27 protein-coding genes are annotated in these 24320 nt (G+C 58.5%); 16 read left to right on the top strand and 11 right to left on the bottom strand.

Features of this window, described 5'->3' with window-relative positions:
* Positions 1-52 precede the first annotated feature (52 nt).
* Positions 53-256 (top strand): DUF2188 domain-containing protein, encoded by a 204-nt coding sequence (locus ACQ4OB_RS08695; RefSeq protein WP_102615938.1) that lies wholly within the window; start codon positions 53-55, stop codon positions 254-256.
* 180 nt (positions 257-436) lie between these two features.
* Here the strand turns inward: ACQ4OB_RS08695 and ACQ4OB_RS08690 are convergent, their stop codons facing one another.
* The gene (locus tag ACQ4OB_RS08690; RefSeq protein WP_074875717.1) at positions 437-676 is read right to left on the bottom strand and encodes a hypothetical protein; all 240 of its coding nucleotides are present in this window, start codon (positions 674-676) and stop codon (positions 437-439) included.
* 170 nt (positions 677-846) lie between these two features.
* Between ACQ4OB_RS08690 and ACQ4OB_RS08685 the strand changes: the two genes are divergently transcribed.
* Positions 847-1065 carry a hypothetical protein gene (locus ACQ4OB_RS08685; protein ID WP_430955503.1) on the top strand — a complete coding sequence of 73 codons (219 nt, stop codon included), beginning with the start codon at positions 847-849 and terminating at the stop codon, positions 1063-1065.
* Positions 1066-1135: 70 nt separating this feature from the next.
* Positions 1136-1471, top strand: coding sequence for a hypothetical protein (locus ACQ4OB_RS08680; protein ID WP_074875721.1), 336 nt, complete (start codon positions 1136-1138; stop codon positions 1469-1471).
* A gap of 3 nt (positions 1472-1474) precedes the next feature.
* On the opposite strand, the gene ACQ4OB_RS08675 is transcribed toward ACQ4OB_RS08680, so the two are convergent.
* Positions 1475-2044, bottom strand: coding sequence for an RrF2 family transcriptional regulator (locus tag ACQ4OB_RS08675; protein ID WP_430955502.1), 570 nt, complete (start codon positions 2042-2044; stop codon positions 1475-1477).
* 283 nt (positions 2045-2327) lie between these two features.
* On the opposite strand from ACQ4OB_RS08675, the gene ACQ4OB_RS08670 reads away from it, so the two are divergent.
* From ACQ4OB_RS08670 to ACQ4OB_RS08655, 4 genes are all read left to right on the top strand, one after another.
* Complete coding sequence (locus ACQ4OB_RS08670) at positions 2328-3530, top strand: NAD(P)/FAD-dependent oxidoreductase (RefSeq protein WP_102615935.1); 1203 nt, start codon at positions 2328-2330, stop codon at positions 3528-3530.
* Between the two features lie 156 nt (positions 3531-3686).
* Complete coding sequence (locus ACQ4OB_RS08665; protein ID WP_430955501.1) at positions 3687-4976, top strand: NAD(P)/FAD-dependent oxidoreductase; 1290 nt, start codon at positions 3687-3689, stop codon at positions 4974-4976.
* A gap of 25 nt (positions 4977-5001) precedes the next feature.
* Entirely contained in the window at positions 5002-5556 is a 555-nt protein-coding gene (locus ACQ4OB_RS08660; RefSeq protein ID WP_074875728.1) for a helix-turn-helix domain-containing protein, read from the top strand.
* 24 nt (positions 5557-5580) lie between these two features.
* Positions 5581-6927, top strand: a complete 1347-nt coding sequence (locus ACQ4OB_RS08655) for a glutamine synthetase family protein (RefSeq protein WP_430955500.1) — start codon at positions 5581-5583, stop codon at positions 6925-6927.
* A gap of 219 nt (positions 6928-7146) precedes the next feature.
* Here ACQ4OB_RS08655 and ACQ4OB_RS08650 read toward each other — a convergent pair whose 3' ends face one another.
* A complete protein-coding gene (locus ACQ4OB_RS08650) occupies positions 7147-7779 on the bottom strand; it encodes a response regulator (protein ID WP_008154581.1) in 633 nt (210 codons plus the stop codon).
* 31 nt (positions 7780-7810) lie between these two features.
* On the bottom strand, positions 7811-9178 hold the full coding sequence (locus ACQ4OB_RS08645; protein WP_430955499.1) for a cache domain-containing protein: 1368 nt from the start codon (positions 9176-9178) through the stop codon (positions 7811-7813).
* 930 nt (positions 9179-10108) lie between these two features.
* Here ACQ4OB_RS08645 and ACQ4OB_RS08640 point away from each other — a divergent pair.
* On the top strand, positions 10109-12166 hold the full coding sequence (locus ACQ4OB_RS08640) for a carbon starvation CstA family protein (RefSeq protein ID WP_074875734.1): 2058 nt from the start codon (positions 10109-10111) through the stop codon (positions 12164-12166).
* A 14-nt stretch (positions 12167-12180) separates the two neighbouring features.
* Positions 12181-12378: a YbdD/YjiX family protein gene (locus ACQ4OB_RS08635; RefSeq protein ID WP_007900300.1), complete on the top strand. Its 198-nt coding sequence runs from the start codon at positions 12181-12183 to the stop codon at positions 12376-12378.
* A 90-nt stretch (positions 12379-12468) separates the two neighbouring features.
* On the opposite strand, the gene ACQ4OB_RS08630 is transcribed toward ACQ4OB_RS08635, so the two are convergent.
* Both ACQ4OB_RS08630 and ACQ4OB_RS08625 read right to left on the bottom strand, forming a co-directional pair.
* Positions 12469-13182: a metallophosphoesterase gene (locus ACQ4OB_RS08630; protein ID WP_430955498.1), complete on the bottom strand. Its 714-nt coding sequence runs from the start codon at positions 13180-13182 to the stop codon at positions 12469-12471.
* Positions 13183-13313: 131 nt separating this feature from the next.
* A complete protein-coding gene (locus tag ACQ4OB_RS08625; protein ID WP_074875738.1) occupies positions 13314-13517 on the bottom strand; it encodes a hypothetical protein in 204 nt (67 codons plus the stop codon).
* Positions 13518-13984: 467 nt separating this feature from the next.
* Between ACQ4OB_RS08625 and ACQ4OB_RS08620 the strand changes: the two genes are divergently transcribed.
* Entirely contained in the window at positions 13985-14383 is a 399-nt protein-coding gene (locus tag ACQ4OB_RS08620) for a DUF5329 domain-containing protein (RefSeq protein ID WP_074875740.1), read from the top strand.
* A gap of 132 nt (positions 14384-14515) precedes the next feature.
* On the opposite strand, the gene ACQ4OB_RS08615 is transcribed toward ACQ4OB_RS08620, so the two are convergent.
* A complete protein-coding gene (locus ACQ4OB_RS08615; RefSeq protein WP_074875742.1) occupies positions 14516-14773 on the bottom strand; it encodes a DUF2790 domain-containing protein in 258 nt (85 codons plus the stop codon).
* A gap of 273 nt (positions 14774-15046) precedes the next feature.
* Here ACQ4OB_RS08615 and ACQ4OB_RS08610 point away from each other — a divergent pair, with 273 nt between their 5' ends.
* Positions 15047-15268: a hypothetical protein gene (locus ACQ4OB_RS08610; protein ID WP_074875744.1), complete on the top strand. Its 222-nt coding sequence runs from the start codon at positions 15047-15049 to the stop codon at positions 15266-15268.
* Between the two features lie 17 nt (positions 15269-15285).
* On the opposite strand, the gene ACQ4OB_RS08605 is transcribed toward ACQ4OB_RS08610, so the two are convergent.
* Positions 15286-16188 carry a LysR substrate-binding domain-containing protein gene (locus ACQ4OB_RS08605; protein WP_074875746.1) on the bottom strand — a complete coding sequence of 301 codons (903 nt, stop codon included), beginning with the start codon at positions 16186-16188 and terminating at the stop codon, positions 15286-15288.
* A 149-nt stretch (positions 16189-16337) separates the two neighbouring features.
* On the opposite strand from ACQ4OB_RS08605, the gene ACQ4OB_RS08600 reads away from it, so the two are divergent.
* Positions 16338-17639, top strand: a complete 1302-nt coding sequence (locus ACQ4OB_RS08600) for an NAD(P)/FAD-dependent oxidoreductase (RefSeq protein ID WP_430955497.1) — start codon at positions 16338-16340, stop codon at positions 17637-17639.
* A 51-nt stretch (positions 17640-17690) separates the two neighbouring features.
* Complete coding sequence (locus ACQ4OB_RS08595) at positions 17691-18779, top strand: polyamine ABC transporter substrate-binding protein (RefSeq protein WP_074875750.1); 1089 nt, start codon at positions 17691-17693, stop codon at positions 18777-18779.
* A 3-nt stretch (positions 18780-18782) separates the two neighbouring features.
* On the opposite strand, the gene ACQ4OB_RS08590 is transcribed toward ACQ4OB_RS08595, so the two are convergent.
* The 3 genes from ACQ4OB_RS08590 to chrA form a co-directional block, all read right to left on the bottom strand.
* Positions 18783-19295: a DUF6644 family protein gene (locus ACQ4OB_RS08590; RefSeq protein ID WP_430955496.1), complete on the bottom strand. Its 513-nt coding sequence runs from the start codon at positions 19293-19295 to the stop codon at positions 18783-18785.
* Positions 19295-19645: a DUF6152 family protein gene (locus ACQ4OB_RS08585; RefSeq protein WP_074875754.1), complete on the bottom strand. Its 351-nt coding sequence runs from the start codon at positions 19643-19645 to the stop codon at positions 19295-19297. Before ACQ4OB_RS08585 ends, ACQ4OB_RS08590 begins: the two co-directional genes overlap by 1 nt.
* Positions 19646-19812: 167 nt before the next feature.
* Positions 19813-21021, bottom strand: a complete 1209-nt coding sequence (chrA, locus tag ACQ4OB_RS08580; RefSeq protein WP_430955495.1) for a chromate efflux transporter — start codon at positions 21019-21021, stop codon at positions 19813-19815.
* A gap of 182 nt (positions 21022-21203) precedes the next feature.
* Here chrA and ACQ4OB_RS08575 point away from each other — a divergent pair, with 182 nt between their 5' ends.
* Genes ACQ4OB_RS08575 through ACQ4OB_RS08565 form a run of 3 tightly spaced genes read left to right on the top strand, consistent with a single transcriptional unit; the run spans position 21204 to position 24199 of the window.
* Positions 21204-22175: a tripartite tricarboxylate transporter substrate binding protein gene (locus ACQ4OB_RS08575; RefSeq protein WP_074875758.1), complete on the top strand. Its 972-nt coding sequence runs from the start codon at positions 21204-21206 to the stop codon at positions 22173-22175.
* Positions 22172-22666: a tripartite tricarboxylate transporter TctB family protein gene (locus ACQ4OB_RS08570; RefSeq protein ID WP_076027735.1), complete on the top strand. Its 495-nt coding sequence runs from the start codon at positions 22172-22174 to the stop codon at positions 22664-22666. Before ACQ4OB_RS08575 ends, ACQ4OB_RS08570 begins: the two co-directional genes overlap by 4 nt.
* Before the next feature lie 24 nt (positions 22667-22690).
* Positions 22691-24199, top strand: coding sequence for a tripartite tricarboxylate transporter permease (locus tag ACQ4OB_RS08565; protein ID WP_430955494.1), 1509 nt, complete (start codon positions 22691-22693; stop codon positions 24197-24199).
* Positions 24200-24320 lie beyond the last annotated feature (121 nt).

The raw sequence follows: 24320 nt of genomic DNA, 5'->3' as shown, positions 1-24320 counted from the left end.
TGTAAGGTATTCAAGTGAATCCAGGATCATCACTGCCGAAATGGAGGTGACTATGAGCGTTCCGATGCTGACCAAAATGCACATGAATGGTTATGACGTACTCAGCGTGAACAACGGCCCGTGGCGGGTGTGCACCAAAGGTGACCGGCTTGGAGCCTTTGGCAGTAAAGAGGAAGCACTGGCCTTTGCGGCCGCTCTTCCCGGCTACAAGGCCAGAGCAAGTCGGCCTGCACGCAGCCAGCAATCAGACAAATAGCACGCTTTAAGCCCTGGTTCGCCGGGGCTTTTCTTTGTGCACTTGATCCTTGCTCATGCCGGTCTCGCCCTTTGCAACCAGCGTTCGATCCCGATAGACACGCGATTCGGAGCTGCAGCCACCCAACGCCGCCAGTACAACGACCAGCGCGCCTGGAGGTTTGTGCATGGCAATGCTCTGCTATTGAGCTTTTGTTCGAGTGATGATCTTGGCCTTCACTTCCTCGGCATACCCCTTCAGTCGTTCTTCATCTCCCTGAAACAACTCGCACAGCTTCAGGATTGCTTGTGCATCCACGTCATTGCCAGTCAGGCGTAGCTGCTCTGCGATGCGTAAAAGCTCTACGGCTGACCATCTCAAATCCGACGCAAGCCCTTGCAGGTCACGCCGAAGTTCATTTTCAGATTCGTTAAGCCACATGATGACCTCCTGCCAATCTCCGCTACAAAATTTTAGTCCCATTTACCGGGCCAGGGCGTTTTGTTCGTCTGGACCGTTGGTGCAACCTTCTGTCGGGAAGATGAACGCGAACCCGCAGATTTGATGTCGTAGTGAGGTAGTCAATTTTTGCTAGGGCGAGGCAACTTCAAATGACGGCGACTGATGAGTTTAGATTTCATGCCCATGAGCTGATCGTTGATCTGGACGCGGCCACCACGGAAATGATGAAACTGATTTCTGCACATCAGCTGAGCGGCCCGGAATGGGAGCGGGTCACTCAATGGCAGCACGAAGCGTATGAAAGATGGATGACTTATCTGAACGAGAGGTCATACCCGGAAACCGGCGATCACAACGCCCCTCGCTGAGTTCAGTGCAACGGATGGATGTCTGGACAGCGACACGCTACATTCCCCTTTTTCGGGATAAGGAAGCGTCATGCGCAAATTGATTGGGGGAGTAGGGTTGGCGTTGCTGGCGGGCTGTTCATTGCCCGCGTCCCTGGTGCCGGGTGAACCCAACGTCAGCAAGTACAGCGACAAGGTGCCGAAAGACTATGCCGCGTGCGTTCTGCCGGCGTGGCAGCGGGAGATACCCAACACGACCCAATCGGCGATCTCCAATGGCTACAGAGTCACCGCGCCGAGCATTATCACGGCCGACGAAATTGTCGATATCGTGAAATCCAAGGATGGCAGTCACGTATCGCTTTATCAGGGGCCGCCCTGGGCGAAATCCGGGGCGTTGCGTCAGGCAGTGCGTGATTGTCTTTAAGGTTTAGTCGGTGATATCGGTTGCCTGGATGATCGCGTCGGCGCTTGCCTGAGTGCTCGCATTGATTTTCTTTTCCCGACGATCGTTTATCCAGTTGTCCACCTGAGCATTGAATTGCGCCGGCGCTTTTCGTCCGACCTTTCTGGCGAGATCAAGAATGGTCTGCTGGGCGAGGGCGTCTTCCATGCGTTTCTGCGCGGTCATCATGACGGCATGCACCGAACATGGACCCGCCAGCGCCCACGCTGGCGCGGAACCTTCGAACAAAGCGCAACGCCCCCGAATCTCTCGGCAATCGAAGATGAGTTTCTGGCCGTCGATGGCATTGACGATATCCAGAATGCTGATTTCGTCAGAAGGCCGGGCCAGCTTGAAGCCGCCGCGCACGCCTTCAGTGGCGACCACCAGTTTTGCCTTGGCCAGTTTGGTGAAGATTTTTGCCAGATAGTCCTGTGGTACGCCTTGCAGCTCGGCAAGGTCGCGCACGCTCGCCTCACGGGTGTCGCCGCTGCTGCCGACCAAAAAAACCAGGCAGTGAATGCCGTACTCAACGCCTGCGCTGTAAAGAGACATATCTATCTCCGACCAAAGTAGTCGCAAATGCTAACAGCGGGACGCGAGCAGGGCAACGCGTCCTGTCGCTTCTCCGTTATGCGTCGCGCGGCAGTTTTGCCTCTCGATAAGCCTTTTTCGGACAAATCGAACTTTTCGATACCAACCATCAGTAATTTCGTTTTGTGCCCTGTAACTAGGATCAATATAGTCGCCGTTGTCAGGTCCGCATTGGGAAGCAGCCGCTACCGAAGCGCGTGACCTTTAACGAATTCATCACTTGGTCTTTTCCCCGGAGTTAACAATGAAACAACACATCCTGGTTATTGGCGCAGGTTTCGGTGGCATGTGGACGGCTTTGAGCGCCACGCGTCTGTTCGACATTCATGGCCACAACGACGTTGAAGTGACCGTTCTGGCTCCTCAGGCCGAGCTGCGAGTGCGTCCGCGCTTCTACGAGCCGAATGCGCACCAGTTGGCTGCACCGATTGGCGAACTGTTCGATGCGGTTGGCGTCCAGTTCATCAAGGGCTCTGCCGAAACCATCGACGTTGAGCAAAAACGGGTCGGCTACGTTGATGCGTCCGGCAACCAGCGGGTGTGCAACTACGACAAACTCGTTCTGGCGACCGGCAGCCGCCTGGCCTTGCCGAACACGCCAGGTGTGGCGGAACACGCCTTCGACGTGGATCAGATCGAACAGGCCATACGCCTGGAAAATCACCTCAAGTCCTTGGTCAACCTGCCAGAAAGCCAGGCTCGCAACACCGTAGTGGTGGCCGGCGGTGGCTTCACCGGGATTGAAACCGCGACTGAAATGCCTGCGCGGCTGCGCGCCATCCTCGGTGATCGCGCCGACATCGAAGTGATCATCGTTGATCGTGGCGAGAAAGTTGGCGGGTCCATGGGCGCCGAGATCGCCAAGTCCATCGTTGAAGCCAGCATTGAAACGGGCGTGACATGGCGCTTGAAATCGTCGGTCGTGGCTGTCGATGAAAATGGCGTGACCCTGACCGATGGCCAGCGCATCGATGCTAAAACGGTGGTCTGGACCACCGGTGTGCGCGCCAGCTCGTTGACCGAGCAGATTCCGGCCGAACGCGATCACCTCGGTCGTCTGCACGTCGACGCGCACTTGAAAGTCATTGGCCAGGAAGACATCTTCGCCACCGGCGACGTCGCCTACGCCGCCAGCGATGACATCGGCAACTTCGCATTGATGACCTGCCAGCACGCTATTTCGCTGGGTCGTCATGCCGGCAACAACGTTGCCGCACAGATTCTAGGCGTGGACCCGACTCCATACAGCCAGCCTAAATACGTGACCTGCCTGGATCTGGGCGCCTGGGGCGCCGTCTACACCGAGGGTTGGGACCGCCAGGTGAAGTTGGTCAAGGAGGAAGGCAAGGCGTTGAAGACCCAGATCAACACAATGTGGATCTACCCGCCCGCAGCTGATCGTGTCACTGCGCTGGCTTCTGCGGATCCGATGATTCCTGTTGCCTGAAATCTCGGCAGCGTTGCTTCGATAACGCTGTCTGTTTAAAAAATCCCGCCAGGGTTTCCTGGGAGGGATTTTTTTTTGCGTCTTGAACGGTTGCGGCCGTGAAATTTAGTGTGTACTTTTTCATGAAATTAAAAGTATAAAAATTCACGAGGCTGTATGTTCCAGCAATCTTCCCGGCACGTCGCCAGCTATTACGCCCACACCTGCGCGGATCGCTTGGTGGCTCGAGCTGTTTTTGACGGCGAGCAGGACACCGAGGTGTTGATCATCGGGGCCGGCTTCAGTGGGTTGCATACGGCGTTGCGTCTGGCCCTGGCCGGTAAGCGCGTGACGTTGCTCGAAGCCAGTCGGGTCGCCTGGGCCGCCTCAGGGCGCAATGGCGGTCAGGCCATTCTCGGTTGGTCGTGTGACATGCCGCCGTTGGAGGCGGCGTTGGGTTATGAGCGTGCGCGCCGGTTATGGGACAGCATGCGTTGGGCTGCCCGGGAGTTGCGAGACTTGCCTGGCCGCCATGGTTTCGATTGCGACTATCGGCCTGGTCACCTGTGGACGTCGGTGATGCCGCGTCGGGTGAGTCTGCTGACAGAATGGCAACACGAGGCCAGCCACAAGTGGGGCCACGATAATTTGCAGTTCATTTCGCGTGAGGCGTTGCCTGATTGGGTCGCCAGTGAGCGCTATCAGGCGGGCCTGTTCGATCCTGAAGGCGGGCATTTGAATCCGCTGAAACTGGCGCTCGGCCTCGCCGCTGCGATTGAGCAGGCCGATGGATGCATTCATGAGCAGAGCAAGGCGCTGAGTTATCGCGAAGAGGGCGGTCAGTATGTAGTTGCCACTGAGCGCGGGCAGATTCGCGCCGACGTGCTGGTGCTGGCGTGCAACGCCTACCTTGATCGGCTTGATCCGAAGCTGTCGAGTTGTGTGTTGCCGGTTGGCACTTATCAGGTGGCAACCGCGCCACTCTCAGAGCGACAGGCGACTGCGCTGATACCGAGCAATGTGTGCGTCACCGACAACCAGTTTGTCCTCGATTATTTCCGCCGTACGCCAGACAACCGCCTGCTGTTCGGCGGTGGATGCACTTACCTGGGCGGCATGCCGAAGGACATCGCCGCTGCGACACGGCCCTATCTGGAACGCGTGTTTCCCCAACTCAAGGGCGTAGAACTGGACTTCGCCTGGGGAGGGCACATCGATCTGACCCTCAAGCGCACGCCTGACATCGGTCGACGTGGCGACCTCTACTGGCTACAGGGTTACTCAGGGCATGGCGTGCTGCCGACGTTGGCCGGGGCGCGTGCTGTGTCCGACGCGATTCTTGGCCAGCCCGATGAGCTGGCGTTGTACCAGGGGTTGATCAACGGCAGCTTTCCCGGAGGGAAGTATTTGGCCGCACCGCTGGAAGCCATCGGCAAAGCCTGGTATCGCCTGCGCGACAGCCTTTGAAACATCAATTTCCGGAAACCTCCTGATGGACATGCAAGAAGAAATCTCGGCGCTGGCGATCCTGATCCAGGACCTGCGCAAACACAAAAAATACACCCTGAAAGACTTGGCGGACAAAATCGGTCGTTCGGTGGGGTTTCTCTCCCAAGTCGAGCGGGGGTTGTCACGTCCCACGGTGGCGGACTTGACCGCCATCAGCGAAACCCTCGGCGTGCCGACCACCTATTTCTATAGCTTGCCCAAGCCCATGGCGTTGCCTTGGGTGACCCGTCCGGATGAACGACGCACGCTGTATTACGCCGACGGGATCACCGACATCCTCGTCTCACCGAAGATGAGGGCGTCTTTTTCAATGCTTGAAAGCCAACTGGAGCCCGGCGCCAGCAGCGGTGACCGGCACATGAACGACAGCTCGGAGCAGGGTGGCTATGTCCTCGAGGGGGAGCTGACGCTATGGCTGGATGACGACAAACCGGTGACGTTGCGCACTGGCGACAGTTTCCAGCTGGCCAGTCACACACATTGCCGCTACGGCAACCTCTCGGATCGGCTCGCCCGGGTGCTTTGGGTTTACACCTGATAAAAACAACAAGGAACACTAACGATGGATGCTGTCTGCTCTGATCTGGTTGCTGAGGTTCGCGCGTTTCGCCAGCGCTTCCCGCAGGTGCGTTACGTTGACCTGATTTCCCTGGATATTCCCGGGCATTTTTATGGCAAACGCTACCCGATAGAAATGCTCGAAAAGGTCGCCGCTGGCAGCGCGCTCAAGCTGCCGCAAAACTGCGTGTTGCTGGGTACGCAGGGCGGTCTGTTCAAAATCGGTGACTACTGTTTCAACGACGGCGACCCGGATGCTCCCCGCCGCCTGGTGCCCGGTACGCTCAAGCCCGTGAGTTGGGAAAACCAACTGCTGGGGCAGATGCTGATTACCTCAAGCGGTACTGAAAAGCCTATCGTTTTCGAGCCGCGTGAGGTGTTGGCGCAGGTACTCGAGCGCCTTGGCCGAAAAGGGATTTTCCCTGTGGTCGCGTTCGAACTGGAGTTCTATCTGTTCGATCGCCAGCTGCGGGACGGCTTGCCACAGTTCCCTCGCGATCCGCTGACCGACGATGCCGATGATCAGCCGAACATGCACATCGAACGGCTGTCGAGATTTTCACCGGTACTCGATGACATGGTCGAGACGGCGAGGGCCCAAGGCATCGATGCCACGGTGATCACTGCGGAGTTGGGTCCGGGCCAGTTCGAGATCAATTTCGGTCACCTTGACGATGGCCTGCGTGCGGCCGACTGGGCGGCCCTGTTCTGCCGCAGCACGCGGGGCGTGGCCCTCAAGCACAATCACCGCGCCAGCTTCATGGCAAAACCCTATTTGCAGCATCCCGGTAGCGGCATGCATGTGCATGTGAGCCTTTACGACGAGGCGGGAACCAACCTGTTGGCGGCAAACGATCAGCAGGCGCTGCGCCATGCCGTGGCCGGTTGCCTTGAAGTGTTGCCGCATTGCATGCCGATCTTTGCACCGAATCACAACGCCATGCGGCGCTTGAGCGGCACGGTGAATGTGGCGACGCGCGCCAGTTGGGGCTTTGAAGATCGTGACGCCTGCCTGCGGGTGCCTGAGTCGGACGCGAAGAATCTGCGCATCGAACATCGCCTGGCGGGCGCGGATGCCAATCCATATCTGGTGTTGGCGGCGATTCTGGTCGGGCTGGAGCACGGGTTGGAAGTGGGTCGTGAACCGATTGCATCCCTCAACGAAGATCGTGGCAGCGGAGTCGACTTCCCGCTGGAGATGCTGGAGGCCGTGCGTGCAATGCAAAACAATGTGCAACTGCGCGAGGGTTTGGGGGCAGAGTTTGTGGATGTCTACTGCGAAAACAAGCGCCAGGACCATTTGGCATTCCTGCACGACATCAGCGCGCGGGAGTATCGCTGGTACCTCTAAGTCAGCCCTTGTTAAGGTGCATCCATAAAAAATGTGTGGATATTGAATGAGTTAGAAGGTTTAGTAACTAGTTGGTGAGTCAAAATATCTTGTTACAGGCGGAAATATTAAGTAATATTCGCCCGCGTTCACCACCACGGTTTATGCATTTTGAGTCCCGGGCGTCCATCAGCTGCCTGGGATTTTTTTTGCCTGAAATTCGCGACAAATGTATATCCGCTACCGCGAAATGATCCCGTGATCGATCGCGTACTTGACCAGGGCCGCGGGTTTGTCGATGTTGAGTTTGCGCCGGATGCTCAGACGATGGGTTTCGACCGTGCGAACGCTGATGTCCAGTTCGCGGGCCATCTCCTTGTTGTTCAGCCCTTGAGCCATCTTGTACAACACCTGGCTCTCGCGCGGTGTCAGCTCGTTGTCGGTATTTTTATCGGCGATGAGCCGCTGGGCGATCTCGGCGCTGTAGAACGTGCCGCCACTGGCGATGGCTTCGATCGCCGCGATGATTTCCCGTGACGGTGAGTTCTTCAGGACATAGCCGCTGGCCCCCGCGCGAACGGATTCACTTACGTATTCGTTATTGTCGTACATGCTCAGCACCAGCACCTTGAGCGACGGGTACTGGCTGCGTAACACCCGGGTCAGTTCGAGCCCATTCATGTCCCGCAGGCTGATGTCGACCAGCAACAGGTCCGGCTGGCAGCGCCCGACCATTTCAATGGCATCCGCGCCACTCTCGGCTTCGCCCACGACTTCCAGGGGAGGCATGACCGCCAGCAGCGCTTTGATCCCGTCGCGGACCAGGGCGTGATCGTCGACCAGTGCGACGCGGATCGGGTAGGGCAGGTTCATCGCGGGTATTCACTCTTGTTGTGGGGGCGAGTCAGTGTGTTGTACCGGGCGTTTTCATTGGCAGCCAAACGTCCAGCTCGCTTCTTCCCGGCATCGAGATCAGGTCGAATCGTCCACCAAAATGCTCGACACGCTCACGGATATTACGCAAGCCAATGCCCGCATGACGACGTTCGACCTGGGCGACGTTGAAACCGATACCGTCATCGACCACCGTCAAACGAATGGAATCTTCGGACCCGTGCAGGGTAATGGAGACGTTTTTAGCCTGGGCGTGTCGTTCAATATTGGTCAGGCCTTCTTGCACGATGCGAAACAGCGAGACCGCTGCCCCATCGACCAGGTGGCAGTCGAATTCGTTGTCGTTAAAAGTCACCACCAGGCCGCTGCGTTGCTCGAATTCTGCGGCGAGTTGACCGATCGCCGCCGGCAGGCCCAGGGTGTCGAGCAGCGAGGAACGCAGGTCGTGGGAGAGGCTGCGAACCTCGCCAATCGCTTCGCCCAGGCGCTCCGTGGCGTCTCTTAGCGTACTCAAACCCTTGTCATGTGCTTGGCCATTCTCGAGCAGGTGGCTGGCCAGTTCGAACTGAAACTTGATCGAGACCAGTAACTGGCTGATGCCGTCGTGCAGTTCACGGGAAACCCGTGAGCGTTCCTCCTCTTGCAAGCTGACGATACGCTGGGTCAGGCGCTGCAGTTTTTTGTCGGCCAGACGATGCTCGCTGACGTTCAGTGTCATGCCGCTGGCGAAGACAAACAGCACCGCCACGAGGGCCACCGCGGCAATCGCCAGCATGGTCTTGCGAATGCCCTGGGCCACTTCGTCACGCGCCTGCTGGGTCGCGCGTTCAACGTCTTCAAGGTAGATGCCGGTGCCGAGCATCCAGCCCCAACGATCCAGCATCACTACATAGGCGAGCTTGTCGGTCACTTGGCCGGAGGAGGGTTTGTTCCAGGCGTAGCGCTGAAAGCCTTCGCCCGATTGCGCACTTTTGAGCAATGCCTGGATCACCGGCAAACCGTGAGGGTCCTTCATGTCCCACAGGTATTTGCCTACCAGCTCGGACTGGCGCGCGTGCATCAGGCTGCGGCCTTCGTGGTCGTAGACGAAGAAGTAGCCATTGATGCCAAAGCTGAGCTTGCGCAGTTCCTCCAATACTTTTTGCTGTGCGTGTTCGTCGCCGTGGCCGTCGTCGTACAGCGGTTCGATCAGGCTTTGCGCCATTTCGACGTAGTTCTTAAGTTCAGCGCGCTTGCTGGCCAGAATGCTGTCTTCGATCAGTTGCGCCTGTTGTTCACCCAGTTGCCGGTTCATGGAAATCACCAGCGCGCAGATGACGGCGATGGCCAGCATCAGCGGCAGAATCCCGAGCGCGACGATTTTGTGTTTGAGCTGCATCTGTGCTCCTGTCCGGACCGAGGGAAGGCGAAGGCCCGGCATCATATGTCAAAGATACGCGAGGCCAGTAGCGGTGCTGGACGGAATGACTTGTGGCTTGGATTTCTGTAGGAGCTGAGCTTGCTCGGATGGCGGCCTGACAGCCGACCAATTACTCGCAGGTGTACATATCCATTGCTGCGGTAACGGCGGCTAATGGTTTCGCCCTTACGGCGAGTCCCTTTTGTCAAACGCCACAAAAGGAACCAAAAAGTCTCGCCCCAGCGTCCGGCCCCTCGCTTGGGCTCGGCGTTCCTTCGTTCCGGTGTTCATCTGGGGGCATCGCCTCCGGTCGGCTTCGCTTCGACCTCCTCTCGATGTGTTCGACTGCGTCGAACGGCGCTGCGCGCCTGCCCCCCAGATGAACACCTCCACTCAGCCTCCCGAAGGGGCGGGTGGATCAAGATCAAGAGCTGCAGGCGAGCTAACGCTCGGCCTGATGAGTGGTTAGGGGCGAAAGGCGAAAGGCGAACACCAATCCCTTGTGGGAGCTTAGCTTGCTCGCGATGACGGCCTGACAGCCGACCAATCACTTCCTGCCAAACATCCAATCCCTGTGGGAGCTGGCTTGCCTGCGAAGGCGGCCTGACAGCCGACCAATTACTTGCAGGTGTACACCATTCCCCTGTGTGCGAGCCTGCTCGCGATGGCGGTATATCAGACGACATCAATCTTGAATGACAACTCGCATTCGCAACCAAGTCGAATCGCTGCGCCGTCGCTCCAACAAGAAGTCCACCGTCATCTACGTAGAACTACGTAGGCGCCACGTACGTAGTAACGCGGATTTATTTGTAGACGGCATGCGGGGATATTGGGCCAGCTCCGCACAGCGGACACAATTATAAAAATTACCGCCGCAGTCCATTGGCTGTCGGCAGGAGACACGCTATGCCCCGTCTGGCTAAACACCTCGCCTGGTTTGCCGTGGCTGTCCTGGGAGCGTTTGCGCTAAGTGTCGTGGCCCTGCGCCGCGGCGAAGCGATCAATGCCCTCTGGATCGTAGTCGCAGCAGTCGCTATCTATCTCGTTGCATACCGCTACTACAGCCTGTTCATCGCTACCAAAGTGATGCAACTCGACCCCAATCGTGCCACGCCCGCTGTCGTTAACAATGACGGTCTGGACTACGTGCCGACCAATAAACACGTGCTCTTCGGTCACCACTTCGCAGCCATTGCTGGTGCGGGGCCGCTGGTCGGTCCGGTGCTGGCGGCGCAGATGGGTTACCTGCCCGGTACGCTGTGGCTGATTGCCGGCGTAGTGCTGGCCGGTGCCGTTCAGGATTTCATGGTCCTGTTCATGTCCACCCGCCGCAACGGCCGTTCCCTCGGTGACATGGTCCGTGAAGAAATGGGCCGCATCCCCGGGACCATCGCGCTGTTTGGCTGCTTCCTGATCATGATCATCATCCTCGCGGTGCTGGCGCTGATCGTTGTGAAAGCCCTGGCCGAGAGCCCGTGGGGGATTTTCACGGTGATGGCGACCATCCCGATCGCGATGTTCATGGGCATTTACATGCGCTACATCCGCCCGGGCCGCATCGGTGAAATCTCCATCGTCGGTGTGCTGTTGCTGCTGGGTTCGATCTGGCTCGGCGGGCAGATTGCTGCTGATCCGGTCTGGGCCAAGGCCTTTACCTTTACCGGGATCCAGATCACCTGGATGCTGATCGGCTACGGTTTCGTCGCCGCGGTATTGCCGGTGTGGCTGATTCTGGCGCCGCGGGACTACCTGTCGACCTTCCTGAAAATCGGCACCATCGTGGCCCTGGCGATCGGCATCCTGATCACCATGCCCGACCTGAAAATGCCGGCACTCACCCAGTTCGTCGACGGCACCGGGCCGGTGTGGAAGGGCGGTCTGTTCCCGTTCCTGTTCATCACCATCGCCTGTGGTGCGGTTTCCGGTTTCCACGCACTGATTGCTTCCGGCACCACGCCGAAGTTGCTGGCCAGTGAAGGCCATGCCCGTTACATCGGTTACGGCGGCATGCTGATGGAATCCTTCGTTGCCATCATGGCCATGGTCGCCGCGTCGGTGATCGAGCCGGGCGTGTACTTCGCCATGAACAGCCCGGCGGCGCTTGTCGGCTCTGATGCTGTTACGGTTGCTCAGACCGTCAGCAGCTGGGGCTTTGCAATCACCCCGGAAGCGCTGCAAGCGGTCGCCAGGGACATCGGTGAAACCACCATCCTGGCCCGTGCCGGCGGTGCGCCGACCCTGGCGGTCGGTATCGCGCAGATCCTGCACCAGCTTCTGCCGGGTGAAAACACCATGGCGTTCTGGTACCACTTCGCGATCCTGTTTGAGGCGCTGTTCATCCTGACGGCTGTAGACGCCGGTACCCGTGCCGGTCGCTTCATGCTGCAGGACTTGCTCGGTTCCTTCGTGCCAGCGCTGAAACGCACCGAATCCTGGACCGCCAACCTGATCGCCACCGCCGGTTGTGTGGCGATGTGGGGTTACTTGTTGTACCAGGGCGTGATCGATCCGCTGGGTGGCATCAATACCTTGTGGCCGCTGTTCGGTATTTCCAACCAGATGCTGGCCGGTATCGCGCTGATGTTGGCGACTGTCGTGCTGATCAAAATGAAACGCCAGCGCTACGTCTGGGTCACCATGCTGCCGGCTGTGTGGCTGCTGATCTGCACCACCACGGCAGGTTTCATCAAGCTGTTCGACGCCAACCCGGCGATCGGTTTCCTGGCCTTGGCCAAGAAGTACAGCGATGCCCTGGCCAACGGTCAAATTCTCGCTCCGGCGAAAAGCATCGACCAGATGCAACACGTGATCTACAACGCCTACACCAACGCAACGCTGACGGCGCTGTTCTTGCTGGTGGTCTTCAGCATCCTGTTCTTTGCGCTCAAGGTCGGTATCGCCGCCTGGGGCAGCAAGGAACGTACGGATAAAGAAGCGCCATTCCAGGCTCTGCCGGATGCTTGATCGAGGAGTGCAGCATGTTCAATGACCTGAGTCGCCTAGGTAAATACCTCGGTCAGGCCGCGCGCCTGATGGTCGGGATGCCCGACTACGACACCTACGTCGAGCACATGCAGACCAAGCACCCGGACAAACCGGTGATGAGTTATGAGGTGTTCTTTCGGGAACGCCAGGAAGCGCGTTACGGAAGCAAGGCTGGACCGAAGTGCTGTTGATGGACGGTGGCAGTAATGCCACCTGAATCGCTAATAAAGAACCCGGCTGATGAAGCCGGGTTTTTTTATGAGTGGCCGATCCGTGTTGAGTCAGCTTGCGGGAATGGTTTCGAGCGTTTCGAGATCCAGCAGGGTGAAATAACCACGGTCCGGTCTCCAGCCCCCCGTATCGATGTGAATCACATTGCCAAGGCTGACGGGCATATAAAGCGGCGTATGCCCCACGACCAGTGCGCGCAGGCCTTCGACGCCATGCGTCTCTTGCTGATCGAGCCGCCGTCGTGACCACATGCAGAAGTGCTGCACCTCCTGCAGACGCCTGTTGCTTTCCGGCGACTCCAGTTCCTTTCGCAATTGCTGCCATGACGGAAATGGACAATCGGCATGCACGATGCCGATCAGGCCGTAGGCTGTTTCGACTTCAATCGCGATAGGAAGCCTGGCGAACTGCGCCGCGAAGGCGTGCTTCTCGATCAGAGGGAGGTCCATGAACCATGAACCGCCGTTGTCGAGCCAGCTGTCGACGTCGCAGGTGTCGAAGTAAACCACGTAGTCGTCATGGTTGCCTCGCACCGGGTGGAACCATGCCTTGCCCAGCCAATCGAGGGCATCATGGCATTCCGGCCCACGGTCAATCAGATCGCCAACACTGAACAGGCGATCTACCAAGCGGTTGAACCCGGCGGCATCCAGAGCATCCTGCAACCGAGTGAAATGGCCATGAATATCCCCGACCGCGAAATCCCGGCCGGCAACGTTTGCAGCGAAGTGCTTGACGCGTGACATCTCTAAATTTTCGAGCATGGGAATGCCACTCCGGCAGCTCCCCAACGGGCTAGTCAAGTGAGTTTAGGCCAATAAGTGGTACACGACCTTACCGCGCCGGCAAGCGGACCTTTTCCGCTTGCCCGACAAGCTGGCCGGATCAAACTTTGTCAGAGCAAATAAGCCGTTGCTTGCCCGAAAGGGTTGTCCTGCACGCTGGCGATAAGGTGCAGAGGCATGTGTTGCGCATCCAGGGTTGGAACTTCGAAAGTCTCCACAATCTGGGTGTGGCGCTCACTCGGCCCGGTCGACGCTTCGACAAGAGCCTTGGCCATTCTCGCGTGGTTCGCTGCGATTTCGTTGAGAGTTGACACGTTACATCTCCCGGTGACTGACCAAGCGCATCGCTGGCGTCCTAAGCGTTAAGTAAGTGCTGTCGCGTCAGAATTACGTCGTTCTGGGGCAGCTACGACCGTCTTGTGCAAACCTTGAGCCAGTCATTGTCAAAAAAATCGCACCAGGTTTCTGATGCGACGAATGGTGGTGGCGGGGCCTTAACGGGATATTTCCTGAGCCTATAAGGCGGGGGAAAAAGGTGATTAGACGTGCAGAAGTAGTTTTGCTAAAAAAATAGTGCATGGTCGCTGTTGACGCGCCAATGCATCTCCATTCTGTTAGATGGAAATCGCCCAACATTGAGCTGGGCAACGATCAATGAGTCTGATGCCGATACAGGGATAAGTAACTGCGACTTTGGCCAACTGCTCGCGCACAGGCATTGGGCTCATTGATCCCCTTTTTTTCCACAGAAAGTCACCCCTTTCAGGACAAGGAAGTAATCATGTGGATTTTGAAAGAAGCGGTGAATCAATCCATTTTCCGCCAATGGCTGATCGCTGCTTCTATCGGCCTTTTTGTGGCGGGCGGTGTACAGGCTCAAACCTCGACACAGGCGAACCAGGAGATAAAGGGCTTGCTGGATTTTGTGGAGCGCAGCGAGTGCAAGTTCGTGCGCAACGGCAGTGAGTACCCTGGACCCGAGGCTCGGGCACATCTCGAAAAGAAGCTGAATTATCTCGAAGGCAAGAACCTGGTGAGCAGCGCAGAAGACTTCATCGATCTTGCTGCCACTAAAAGCAGCATGTCTGGCAAAGCCTATGAAGTGCGGTGCGCAACTGGCGTTCAGCCAACGAGCACCTGGCTGAAGACGGAGCTACAGAGACATCGTCAGCTTCATTGAGCCTATTCCCTGAAACGGATATGTACCCAAACCTTAAGCGGTGTCGGCAACCTGACCTATCACAGCGGCGGGCTACAGAGGTCAGCCAGTGGCGCCAATGTAGCCCGGTCCTCTGCGAATACAGGCGACTGATCAGTTAGCGCCGATGCAACCCATGCCCTGGACCTGGTAATCCAGCACGTGTTTGCGACCCTGATGGTCGAGGTATATCAGCTGCGCGGGGACGATGCCGCAATCCTGCGTGATGATGTTGCTGGACAGGTCTTTGGCGATATCCAGGTGGACGAAGAAACCGGTCTTGTCGTGAATGACAGGTTCGGCGGTCTGGGTATCGGCAACGGCCGAACTCGTGGCGAGGAGAGCAGCAAACCCGAGGATTAACATTTTCATGATGACTTCCTCTATTCAGGGGCGGGTTGGCTGCCGATGGGTTGCCTGGCAGTGAAGCCAGGTCAGCCAGTCGATCCGCACAATCGACCCACGGTTGAATGTCAATTCTGTAATGAAACGGCGCCGAAATGACGGGGGGCGACCGGCGGCTTCAAGGCATGTGGCTCGATGGCAGCTTGATGGTGGTCGCGTTCCTGCCTGCCATATGTCGGGAGCGAGGAACGTCACTCATGAAAAAACTTCGAAACGAAGACTGTCTTTGGGAGTTTGAGCATGAGTGATGATCAAAAGAGCGAAGCCCTGGCGGCCTGGTATCAGCTGCTGAAAGTGCCCGAAATCCGGATGGATGCCGAAGAGCAATATGACCAGTTGCTCAAGGCTGCCGATGAAATGGAGCGCACCGGGCTCATCAACAGCGTTGAATGGCGCAAGCTGGTTCAAGAGGCGAGCGCTGCTTTTGCCAATGCGACAGAAGGGTTGGGGCGCGGAACGTAGGGGTCAAATCCTGATGGTCAAACTTCGCCTGTTGGCCGTTCGGCCTGTTGGGCGAACCACTGCATGATCAGCGAGCAGGCGGGATGAGCCGCGGCGGAAGGTTGCAGGTTCAAGGCGTAAATGCCGCGGGTCTTCAAGGGGTGGCCGAACGGAACGACGAGCACGCCTCGTTCCAGTGATTCGCCTGCCAGGGTCAGGTCAGTCATGGCGACGCCCAACCCTCGCGCCGCCGCATCGAGCGCCAACTCGTCGAGGTTGAAGGGGATATGGCGGTAGTCCTCCAGTGACTGGCCGTCATTGGCGTGCAGCCACTGGCCCCAGTCATGCTTGTCCGCCGAGCGATGCAACAGTGGGAAACGCATAAGATCGGCCACCGATTCCAACGGCTGGGTCGTGCTGCCCAGGCCAGGGGCGCACACCGGCACCAGCGCCTCTTCGAACAAGGTCAGGCAGTCAGGATCGCGGGACGGCTCGGGCAGATAGAGGATGTAGGCGTCGCTGTCGATGGCCGGTTCCACCACTTCCGTGGCCACGGTTTCGATCGACAGCGAAACCTGCGGATGACTTCGATAGAACTCGCTCAACTTTGGCAGCAACCATCGAACCGCCAGCGATACATGCATGCGGATGCGGAAGGGGCGTTTTTGCGGTGTCAGCCGATCTTCCAGGGTTTTCAGTTGCGCCAGGATACTTCGGGCGGTCGCAAGCACCTGTTCGCCTTCCGGTGTCAGCCGAACACTGCGGCTGTTCCTGACGAACATCGGCAAGTCGAAGTGGCTCTCCAACTGCTGGATTTTTCGACTCACTGCGCTTTGGGTCAGACAGAGCTTTTGCGCCGCTTGCGTGAAGCTGCCCGAGCCTGCGACCTCGACCAGCGCCTGCAAGGCCTGGAGAGAAGGAACGTGGTGAATTTTATCCATGCGCTTTTTGAATGGCTCGATGAGTTTATAACGTTGGTTGTATCACTACAGGCCTTATAGATTCTAGCTCTAGCCAGCGCCGGCCGGAAAGACTCATGCGATGACGTCATGTGCGGCGCTTGCGGAACTACAGGCAGACGAGGTGATGCATGACCAATGTATGTGGCTGGATTGCGCAGGCGGGGAATTCTTCCGCTCGCGATGCTCTCAAAGGCACGCAAAAAGCCGATTGGCTGATTGTCGGTGCCGGTATCACCGGGCTGTGCGCCGCTCACACACTCGCTGAAATGCACCCGCAGGCGCGGATCGTGATTGTCGACAGGCAGCGGGCCGCGCAGGGCGCTTCGGCGCGCAATTCGGGCTTCGTGGTCGGGCATGAACATCCCTCCAAGGATGAGTTGATCGGCAACCCGGGGTTTGCTGGTTTTGAAGTCGATACCTCGATTTCACGTGCCGCCAGTGACGAAGTGCGTCAGCGCATCGCTCATCTGGGCATCGAATGTGAATTCAGGGAATCGGGCTACTTCTTCGCCGTCAACGATCCCGGCAAGTTGACCGACGTCGCGGCCAAACTGGCAACGCTACGTGCTGTTAGCGCCTCTGCGAATTTTCTGGAAGGTGAACCGCTGAGCAAACAACTGGGCACCGCGCATTACCAGGCCGCGATCTGGTGCGGCAATGGCAACGCATTGCTGCAACCGGCGAAATATGTGAAGGGCCTGCTGGATACGCTGCCGGCCAACGTGACCCTGTTCGAGAACACCGATATCACTGGCCTGGAGCGTTTGGGCAAAGGGCGTATTCGCGCCAATGGTGCCGATGGAAGCATCGAGGCCAGGCAAGTCCTGGTGTGCCTGAACGCGTTCATTCCGCGCTCAGGGATAGAGGACAGCGGGACGTTCCCGATGGAACTGAGCGCCAGCCTGACACGGCCGCTCAGCGACGCCGAGTTCACGTCCATCGGCGCGGTTGAGCCTTGGGGCGTGCTGTCCACCCGGCCCCTGGGCGCCACGGTGCGACTGACTCCGGACCGCCGCGTGATGATCCGCAATACGGCGGAATACCGTTCCCGGGATTTGTCCGACAGTGAGCTGCTGCACCGTCGCAAACACCATGTGCTGGGCTTGCAACGCCGTTTTCCATTCTTGAACGAGCAGGACATTCAATACACCTGGACTGGACACTTGAGCGCTTCGCGCACCGGGCAACCGTATTTTTCAAAGGTCGACGAAGGTGTGTTTGCGGTGGCCGGCTGCAATGGTTCGGGCGTCGCACGCGGCACCCTTTGGGGGCGCTTGCTCGCCGAACTGGCATCCGGTGACAGCTCGCCCATCCTCGAATCGGTGATGCGCAGGGCCCAACCGGGCTGGCTGCCGCCGCGCCCCTTTCTCGATATCGGTGCCATGCTTCGAATGCGCGTGGAGGCGGTCAGGGCCAAAACAGAAATCTAGAACACCCGGCGATCAAACAATAAAAACTCATCAAACACACGGTGATTGAACATGCGCGTCAATAACATTTCCCTGATGGTCGTGCTTACGACGTTGTCGGCAGCCACCTACGCTGACGAAGTCGTCAATATTTCAAACTGGAACGGCTACATTGCCGACGACACCTTGACCACGTTCACCAGGGAATCGGGGATCAAGGCAACGTACGACATTCACGACAGCAACGAAGTGCTGGAATCCAAGTTGATGACTGGCAACACCGGCTATGACGTGGTGAGCCCTTCAAACCATTTTCTGTCCCGGTTGATCAAAGCCGGGGCGGTGCAGAAACTCGATAAAAGCCAGCTGCCGAACTGGAAAAACCTCGATCCGGCGCTGATGAAAAAACTCGAGGTCAATGATCCGGGCAACCAGTACGGTTATCCGTATATGTGGGGCACGGCGGGTATCGGCTACAACGTCGAGAAGATCAAGGCGATCTTCGGCAACACCGATGTCACCCATTCGTGGAATCTGTTTTTTGATGAAAACAACATCAAGAAACTGAGCCAGTGCGGCGTGGCGATTATCGATAACCCTACGCAGATCCTGCCGATCACCCTGAATTACCTGGGGCTGCCGTCCCATAGTCACGAGCCGGCGGATTACAAGAAAGCCGAGCAGGCGCTGCTCAAGATCAGACCTTATGTCCAGTATTTCCACGCCTCCAAGTACATCAGCGACCTGGCGAACGGCAATGTCTGCGCGGTGATCGGTTTCAACGGCGACATCGTGCAGGCGGCCGCCAGCGCCAAGGAAGCCAACAACGGCATCGAAATCGCTTATTCGATCCCTGACGAAGGCTCGACACTGTGGTTCGACATGGTGGTCATGCCCAAGAGCGCGCCGCACGAAAAGAATGGCTACGCCTACATGAACTACCTGCTGACGCCGCAAGTCATTGCCAACATCAGCAACAGCATCCATTACGCCAACCCCAACCTGGCGGCGGACCAGTATGTTGTTCCTGCGGTGAAGCAGGACCTGGCGATTTATCCGCCGACAGGTGTGCTGGACAAGTTGTTTACCGTAGAGGAACTCCCTGCGGCCATCGCACGGCTGACGACCCGCCTGTGGACCAAGTTGAAAACCAATACCTGATGATCAGGTGTAGGCCAATAACCGACCGCACAACACCACGCTGACCCATAACCCAATCGAAAACAGCGCCTGGATTTTTGCGATTCCAGGCGCCGCAGCACCCGTGTTCCACTGGGTGACCGAGCGGAAAATCCCGACGTGGAAAAGCGCAGCGTTGAGCCCGGCAGTAGCGATCAGGCATAGCTTCAGGATGAAGATGTCATTCGATGCGAAGTCGTGGGGATGGGCGGAAAACATCATCAGCCCGGCGGGCACGATCAACAGCAGGGCGAGGACGGACCAGGTCAGCAGGTGGCGAGCCAGGGCCGTTACTGCAATCTCTTTCGACAGCCCCAGGACCCGCAGATCGAACATCACGACAGAGCCGACCAGCACTGAAAATCCGATGATGTGAACCACTTCGACCATCGGATACAGCCACAGGTCACCGCGCATGGCCGCGCCAAGCTGCGACTCGCCGACCCAGTCCAGCCAGCTGCCCGGACTCGATCCGGCGCTGGTATCACTGGCCTGCATCACCGCAACTCGGTGGTCTTGTCGCCGACCGTGATGCGTTCGGCGCGCATCTCATCGGGTTTGTTGCGATTCTGATAGCCGACCACACTGGCGGTGTTACCCACACTCAGCATCTCCCGGGAAAGGCCGCGGTTCTCCATGCGCGAGGGCGGTGCCAGGACGACGTTCCAGGTTTTGTCTGGTGTTTTGAGACGCACGAAGCCGTGCGGATGGGAGTAACCGGATTCTTCTATCGTGCCGTTCAGCTGCAGGGGATTGCTGGAGTCGTATTCACTCCAGCCGTGATGCGCGAACGCCGCCGTCGCAGCCAGTAACAGTGACAATCCAATGCTGCCGAGCATGCCTTTCATGACAAGTCTCCTGTTGCAGATCATTGATCAACGTGAGTCCTGACGTGTTTTCGCCACAGAGGTTTTTAGAATAGCCCGTCATTTTTCAACATTGCGCCGGGCAAATGTTTCTGAAGTAGTAGATGTTTGAATATCAATAGCTTGCTTGTCGGCTATTGTCCTGTTCCTCACAACAGCATATTCAACAGCCAGCCCGCGATCCCGCAGCCGACCACCACCAGCCACGGCGGGAGTTTCCAGAACATCAATGCAACCAAAGCGATCAGTGCCAAACCGAAGTCCTGCGGCTTGAAAATGGCACTGGTCCAGACAGGCTGGTACAGCGCCGCCAACAACAGGCCGACCACCGCGGCATTGACGCCGGCCAGCGCGGCCTGTGTGCGCAAACTGCGGCGCAAGCGCTCCCAAAAAGGCAAGACCCCCACGATCAACAGAAAGGACGGCACAAAGATCGCCAACAAGCAGATCATGCCGCCGATCCAGCCCGACGGGGCGAGGTTCATCGAGGCGCCGAGGAACGCGGCGAAGGTGAACAAGGGGCCGGGAACGGCCTGCGCGGCACCATATCCGGCAAGAAAGGTTTCGTTGTCGACCCAGCCAGAAGGCACCACCTCGGCTTGCAGCAGTGGCAAAACAACGTGCCCCCCGCCGAATACCAGTGAGCCGGACCGGTAGAAGGCATCCACCATCGCCACGGTTTGACTGGGCAGCAACTGGGTCAAGAGCGGCAAGCCAACCAGCAATGCCAGGAACAGCGACAGCCAGAGCGCCCCGGCCCGGGGGCTGATCGTGATCGGCAGAGGCTCGCGCCTGGCACTCTGATCGGGTTTGAACAACAGTAGGCCGGCCAGGCCCGCAGCGGCAATCACGCTGACCTGTCCCCAGGCGGACGGTTCAAGCAGGGCGACGCAGGCTGCACTGACCATGAGGGTGACTCGCAGTACGTCCGTGCACAGGTTGCGTGCCATGCCCCAGACTGCTTGCGCAACCACCGCGACAGCCACCACTTTGAGGCCGTGCAACGCGCCGGGCGCGAGGGCCGTGCCGAAATGGGAAATGCCCAGTGCAAACAGGATCAGTGCAATGGCCGAAGGCAGCGTGAAACCCGTCCAGGCGGCCAGCGCCCCACGATATCCCGCCCGAGACAGACCCAGCGCCATGCCGACCTGACTGCTGGCCGGACCCGGCAGGAATTGGCAGAGCGCAACCAGATCCGCATAGCTGCGCTCGGTCAGCCAGCGTCGTCGTGTGACGAACTCCTCACGGAAGTAACCCAGGTGTGCAATGGGCCCGCCGAAAGAAGTCAGCCCGAGGCGCAGGAAGATCAAAAACACCGACCACGCGCTGCTGCGGTCATCGGTATGAGGGTTGGTCATGTGTTCATCTTCCTGGTTCGAGCGAGTCCGTTTCATAGGCGAGTGACGATAGCGAATTCGTTAAATGCTGTCTCCCTAACCATGGCCTACGCTTATTGGCAGGCCAATGTGCATCGAGCAGGCTTTTCGCCCTGGTCGATTGCCCCGGCACCTATAAAAACAATGCAATCGGGAGACAACTTATGTCCGCTTTGTTCCGTCGATTCAGCCGCTGCATCGCAACGGCCGTTACCGCAGCTGCGCTCGCGACACCGGCCTTTGCGCTGGACACCGTCAAGTTCATGGCCCCAGGGTCCGTGGGTGGCGGTTATGACCAGACCGCCAGGGTCTTGGGCAAAGCCATGGTCGAGGCCAACACGGCCAAATCCACCACGTTCGAGAACAAGGGCGGAGCAGGGGGGACGTTGGGGCTGGCGCAGTTCGCCAACAGCACCAAGGGCGATCCGAATGCGCTGCTGGTTGTCGGCGCGATCATGGTCACTGCCATTGAACAGAACAAGCCGCAAATCACCTTGAAGGACGTGACGCCGATTGCCCGTCTGTTCACCGAATACAACGTGATTGCCGTGCGCAAGGAATCTGAATTCAAAACCCTGGAGGACTTGTTGAAAGTCTTCAAGGACAAGCCGACCAGTATTTCCTGGGGCGGTGGTTCCAAGGGGTCGATCGATCACATCGGCATTGCCGAGTTGGCCGCGAAAATGGGTGTCCCGGTCAACAAGGTGAATTACGTCGCCTTCGCGGGTGGGGGTGAAGTCGTTGCTCAGGCATTGGGCGGTCAGATCAAGGTGATCACCGGTGGTTATGCCGAGCTTGGCCAATACATCAGGAACGGCCAGTTCCGAGTACTCGCCATCGGCGCGCCAGAACGCGTTGAAGGCATCGATGCGCCGACCCTCAAAGAGAAAGGCTACGACGTGACCATCGGCAACTGGCGAGGTGTTTACGGTGCCGCTGGCCTTACGCCCGAGCAGCGCAAGGAAGTGATCGACGCTGTCGTGGCCGCCAGCAACAGCAAAGTCTGGAAAGACAATATCGACACCAACAAATGGTCACCCAACGTCCTGACCGGCGATGAGTTCGGCAAATTCGTCGACGAAGAGCATGTGCGGCTGCGTGCGATGCTGGTCGAGGTCGGGCTGGTTTCGAAATGACTCAGCCTCGCGCAATCGTGCCGGTACAACTGGCGATCGGCGTCGGCGTGATTGCCATCAGCGCCGTGTTGGCGGTGGGCGCATTCCGGTTTCCGCCCGAGATGGGGTTCGTCATCCTGGGAGCCCACGTCTATCCGTACGGTGTCGCGGTGTTCCTGGGTGTGGTCGGGCTGTTGCTGTGTTATCAGGCCGTCACCGGTGGTTTTCGCGAGCTGGCAGACCACAGCGCCGAAGCTGCCCAAGCGCTGCCCGGCGGCAAAGCCGGCGCAGCCTGGGTGACCGCGGGGCTGGTGGGGGTGGCCGTGCTGATTAATCTCATCGGCTTCGTCTTGGCCGCCGGGCTGCTGTTTGCCTGTTCGGCGCGGGGGTTTGGCAGTCGTCGCCCGGTGAAGGACCTCGCCATCGGCATTGCCTTGACCCTGCCGATTTACTGGCTGTTCAACGCCGGGCTAGGGGTTTCCCTGCCGCCCCTTGTCAACGCCTGGATCTGACTCGGGCCGAAGGAGGTAAACAAGGTGGACACGCTCGCGAACCTGGCCATTGGTTTTTCCGCTGCGCTGACCCCGATCAATTTGATGTGGGGCTTTATCGGCTGTTTGCTCGGCACCGCCATTGGTGTCTTGCCGGGTATCGGGCCGGCGCTGACCGTTGCGCTGCTGCTGCCGATCACCGCCAAGGTCGATCCTACGGGGGCCTTGATCATGTTCGCCGGGATTTATTACGGCGCGCAGTTTGGTGGCTCGACCACTTCCATCCTGCTCAATACGCCCGGTGAATCGTCCTCCATGGTCACGGCCCTGGAAGGCAATCTCATGGCGCGCAACGGCCGGGCAGGACCGGCCCTGGCGACGGCTGCGATAGGCTCATTTGTGGCCGGCACCATCGCGACGGTGTTCCTGACGTTGTTTGCCCCGATTGTTGCCACGCTGGCGCTCAGGTTTGGTCCTGCCGAGTATTTCGCGATTCTGGTGCTGTCCTTCACCACGGTGTCTGCGGTACTCGGCGCTTCGATGCTGCGCGGTTTTGTTTCGCTCGGGATTGGGCTGACCATCGGCTTGATCGGCCTGGACTCGACCTCGGGCATTGCCCGTTACACCCTGGCGGTGCCGGAGTTGGTGGATGGCATCGAAGTTGTGCTCGTGGCGGTCGGTTTGTTTGCCGTGGGTGAGGCGTTGTATAGCCTGCTTTATCAGAAAGAAGAAGCGTCTGGCCGGCACCGTTTAACCTCGTTGTGGATGACGCGCGCTGACTGGAAACGCTCGGTTCCTGCCTGGTTGCGCGGCACGTTGATCGGCTTTCCATTCGGGTCGATTCCTGCGGGGGGCGCTGAGATTCCGACGTTCCTGTCCTATTCGGCAGAACGCAAACTGAGCAAATACCCGAAAGAGTTTGCGGGCAACAAGGGCAAGGGGGCGATCGAGGGGGTTGCCGGACCCGAGGCGGCCAACAACGCGAGCGCGACGGGTTCTTTGATACCACTGCTGACGCTCGGCATTCCGACGTCCGCCACCGCGGCGATTCTGTTGGCCGCGTTCCAGAACTACAACCTGCAACCGGGGCCGATGCTCTTCCAGACGTCGGGAGAATTGGTCTGGACGCTGGTGGCTTCGCTGTATGTCGGCAACGTGATTTTGTTGGTGTTGAATCTTCCGTTGGTGGGGCTGTGGGTCAAGCTCCTGCAGATTCCCCGGCCGTACCTGAACGCGGGGATTCTGGTGTTTGCCACCATCGGGGTGTACGGCATGCGTCACTCTTCCTTCGATCTTTTGCTGATGTTGGCGATTGGGTGGGGCGGGGTCTTGATGCGTCGTTTCGACTTTCCCGTTGCGCCGGTGATCGTCGGCATGCTGCTGGGGCCGATGGCTGAAAAGCAGCTGCGCAATGCGTTGTCCATCAGCGAGGGAGACTGGCTGGTGTTTGTGACGCAACCGATATCGGCGGCGTTCCTTGCGCTGACGCTGCTGGTGCTGTTGGTTCCGTATGTGCTGCATGCTCGCGGTATCAAGTTGCATGAGGATGATTGATTGCAGTGGCTGGTGCCGCCTGCCGGGTAGGCTGGCTGCATGGGTGTTCACCGAGGTCGGGGTACATATCCGTTTCCGCGGTCACGGCGGCTTAGGGTTCCGCCCTTACGGCGGGTCACTT

Origin of the sequence: Pseudomonas sp. ES4 (assembly GCF_050586665.1) — a bacterium.
GTDB lineage: Bacteria > Pseudomonadota > Gammaproteobacteria > Pseudomonadales > Pseudomonadaceae > Aquipseudomonas > Aquipseudomonas frederiksbergensis.
The sequence above is the reverse complement of the archived record's forward strand: the minus strand, read 5'-3'. Positions and strand labels throughout refer to the sequence as shown.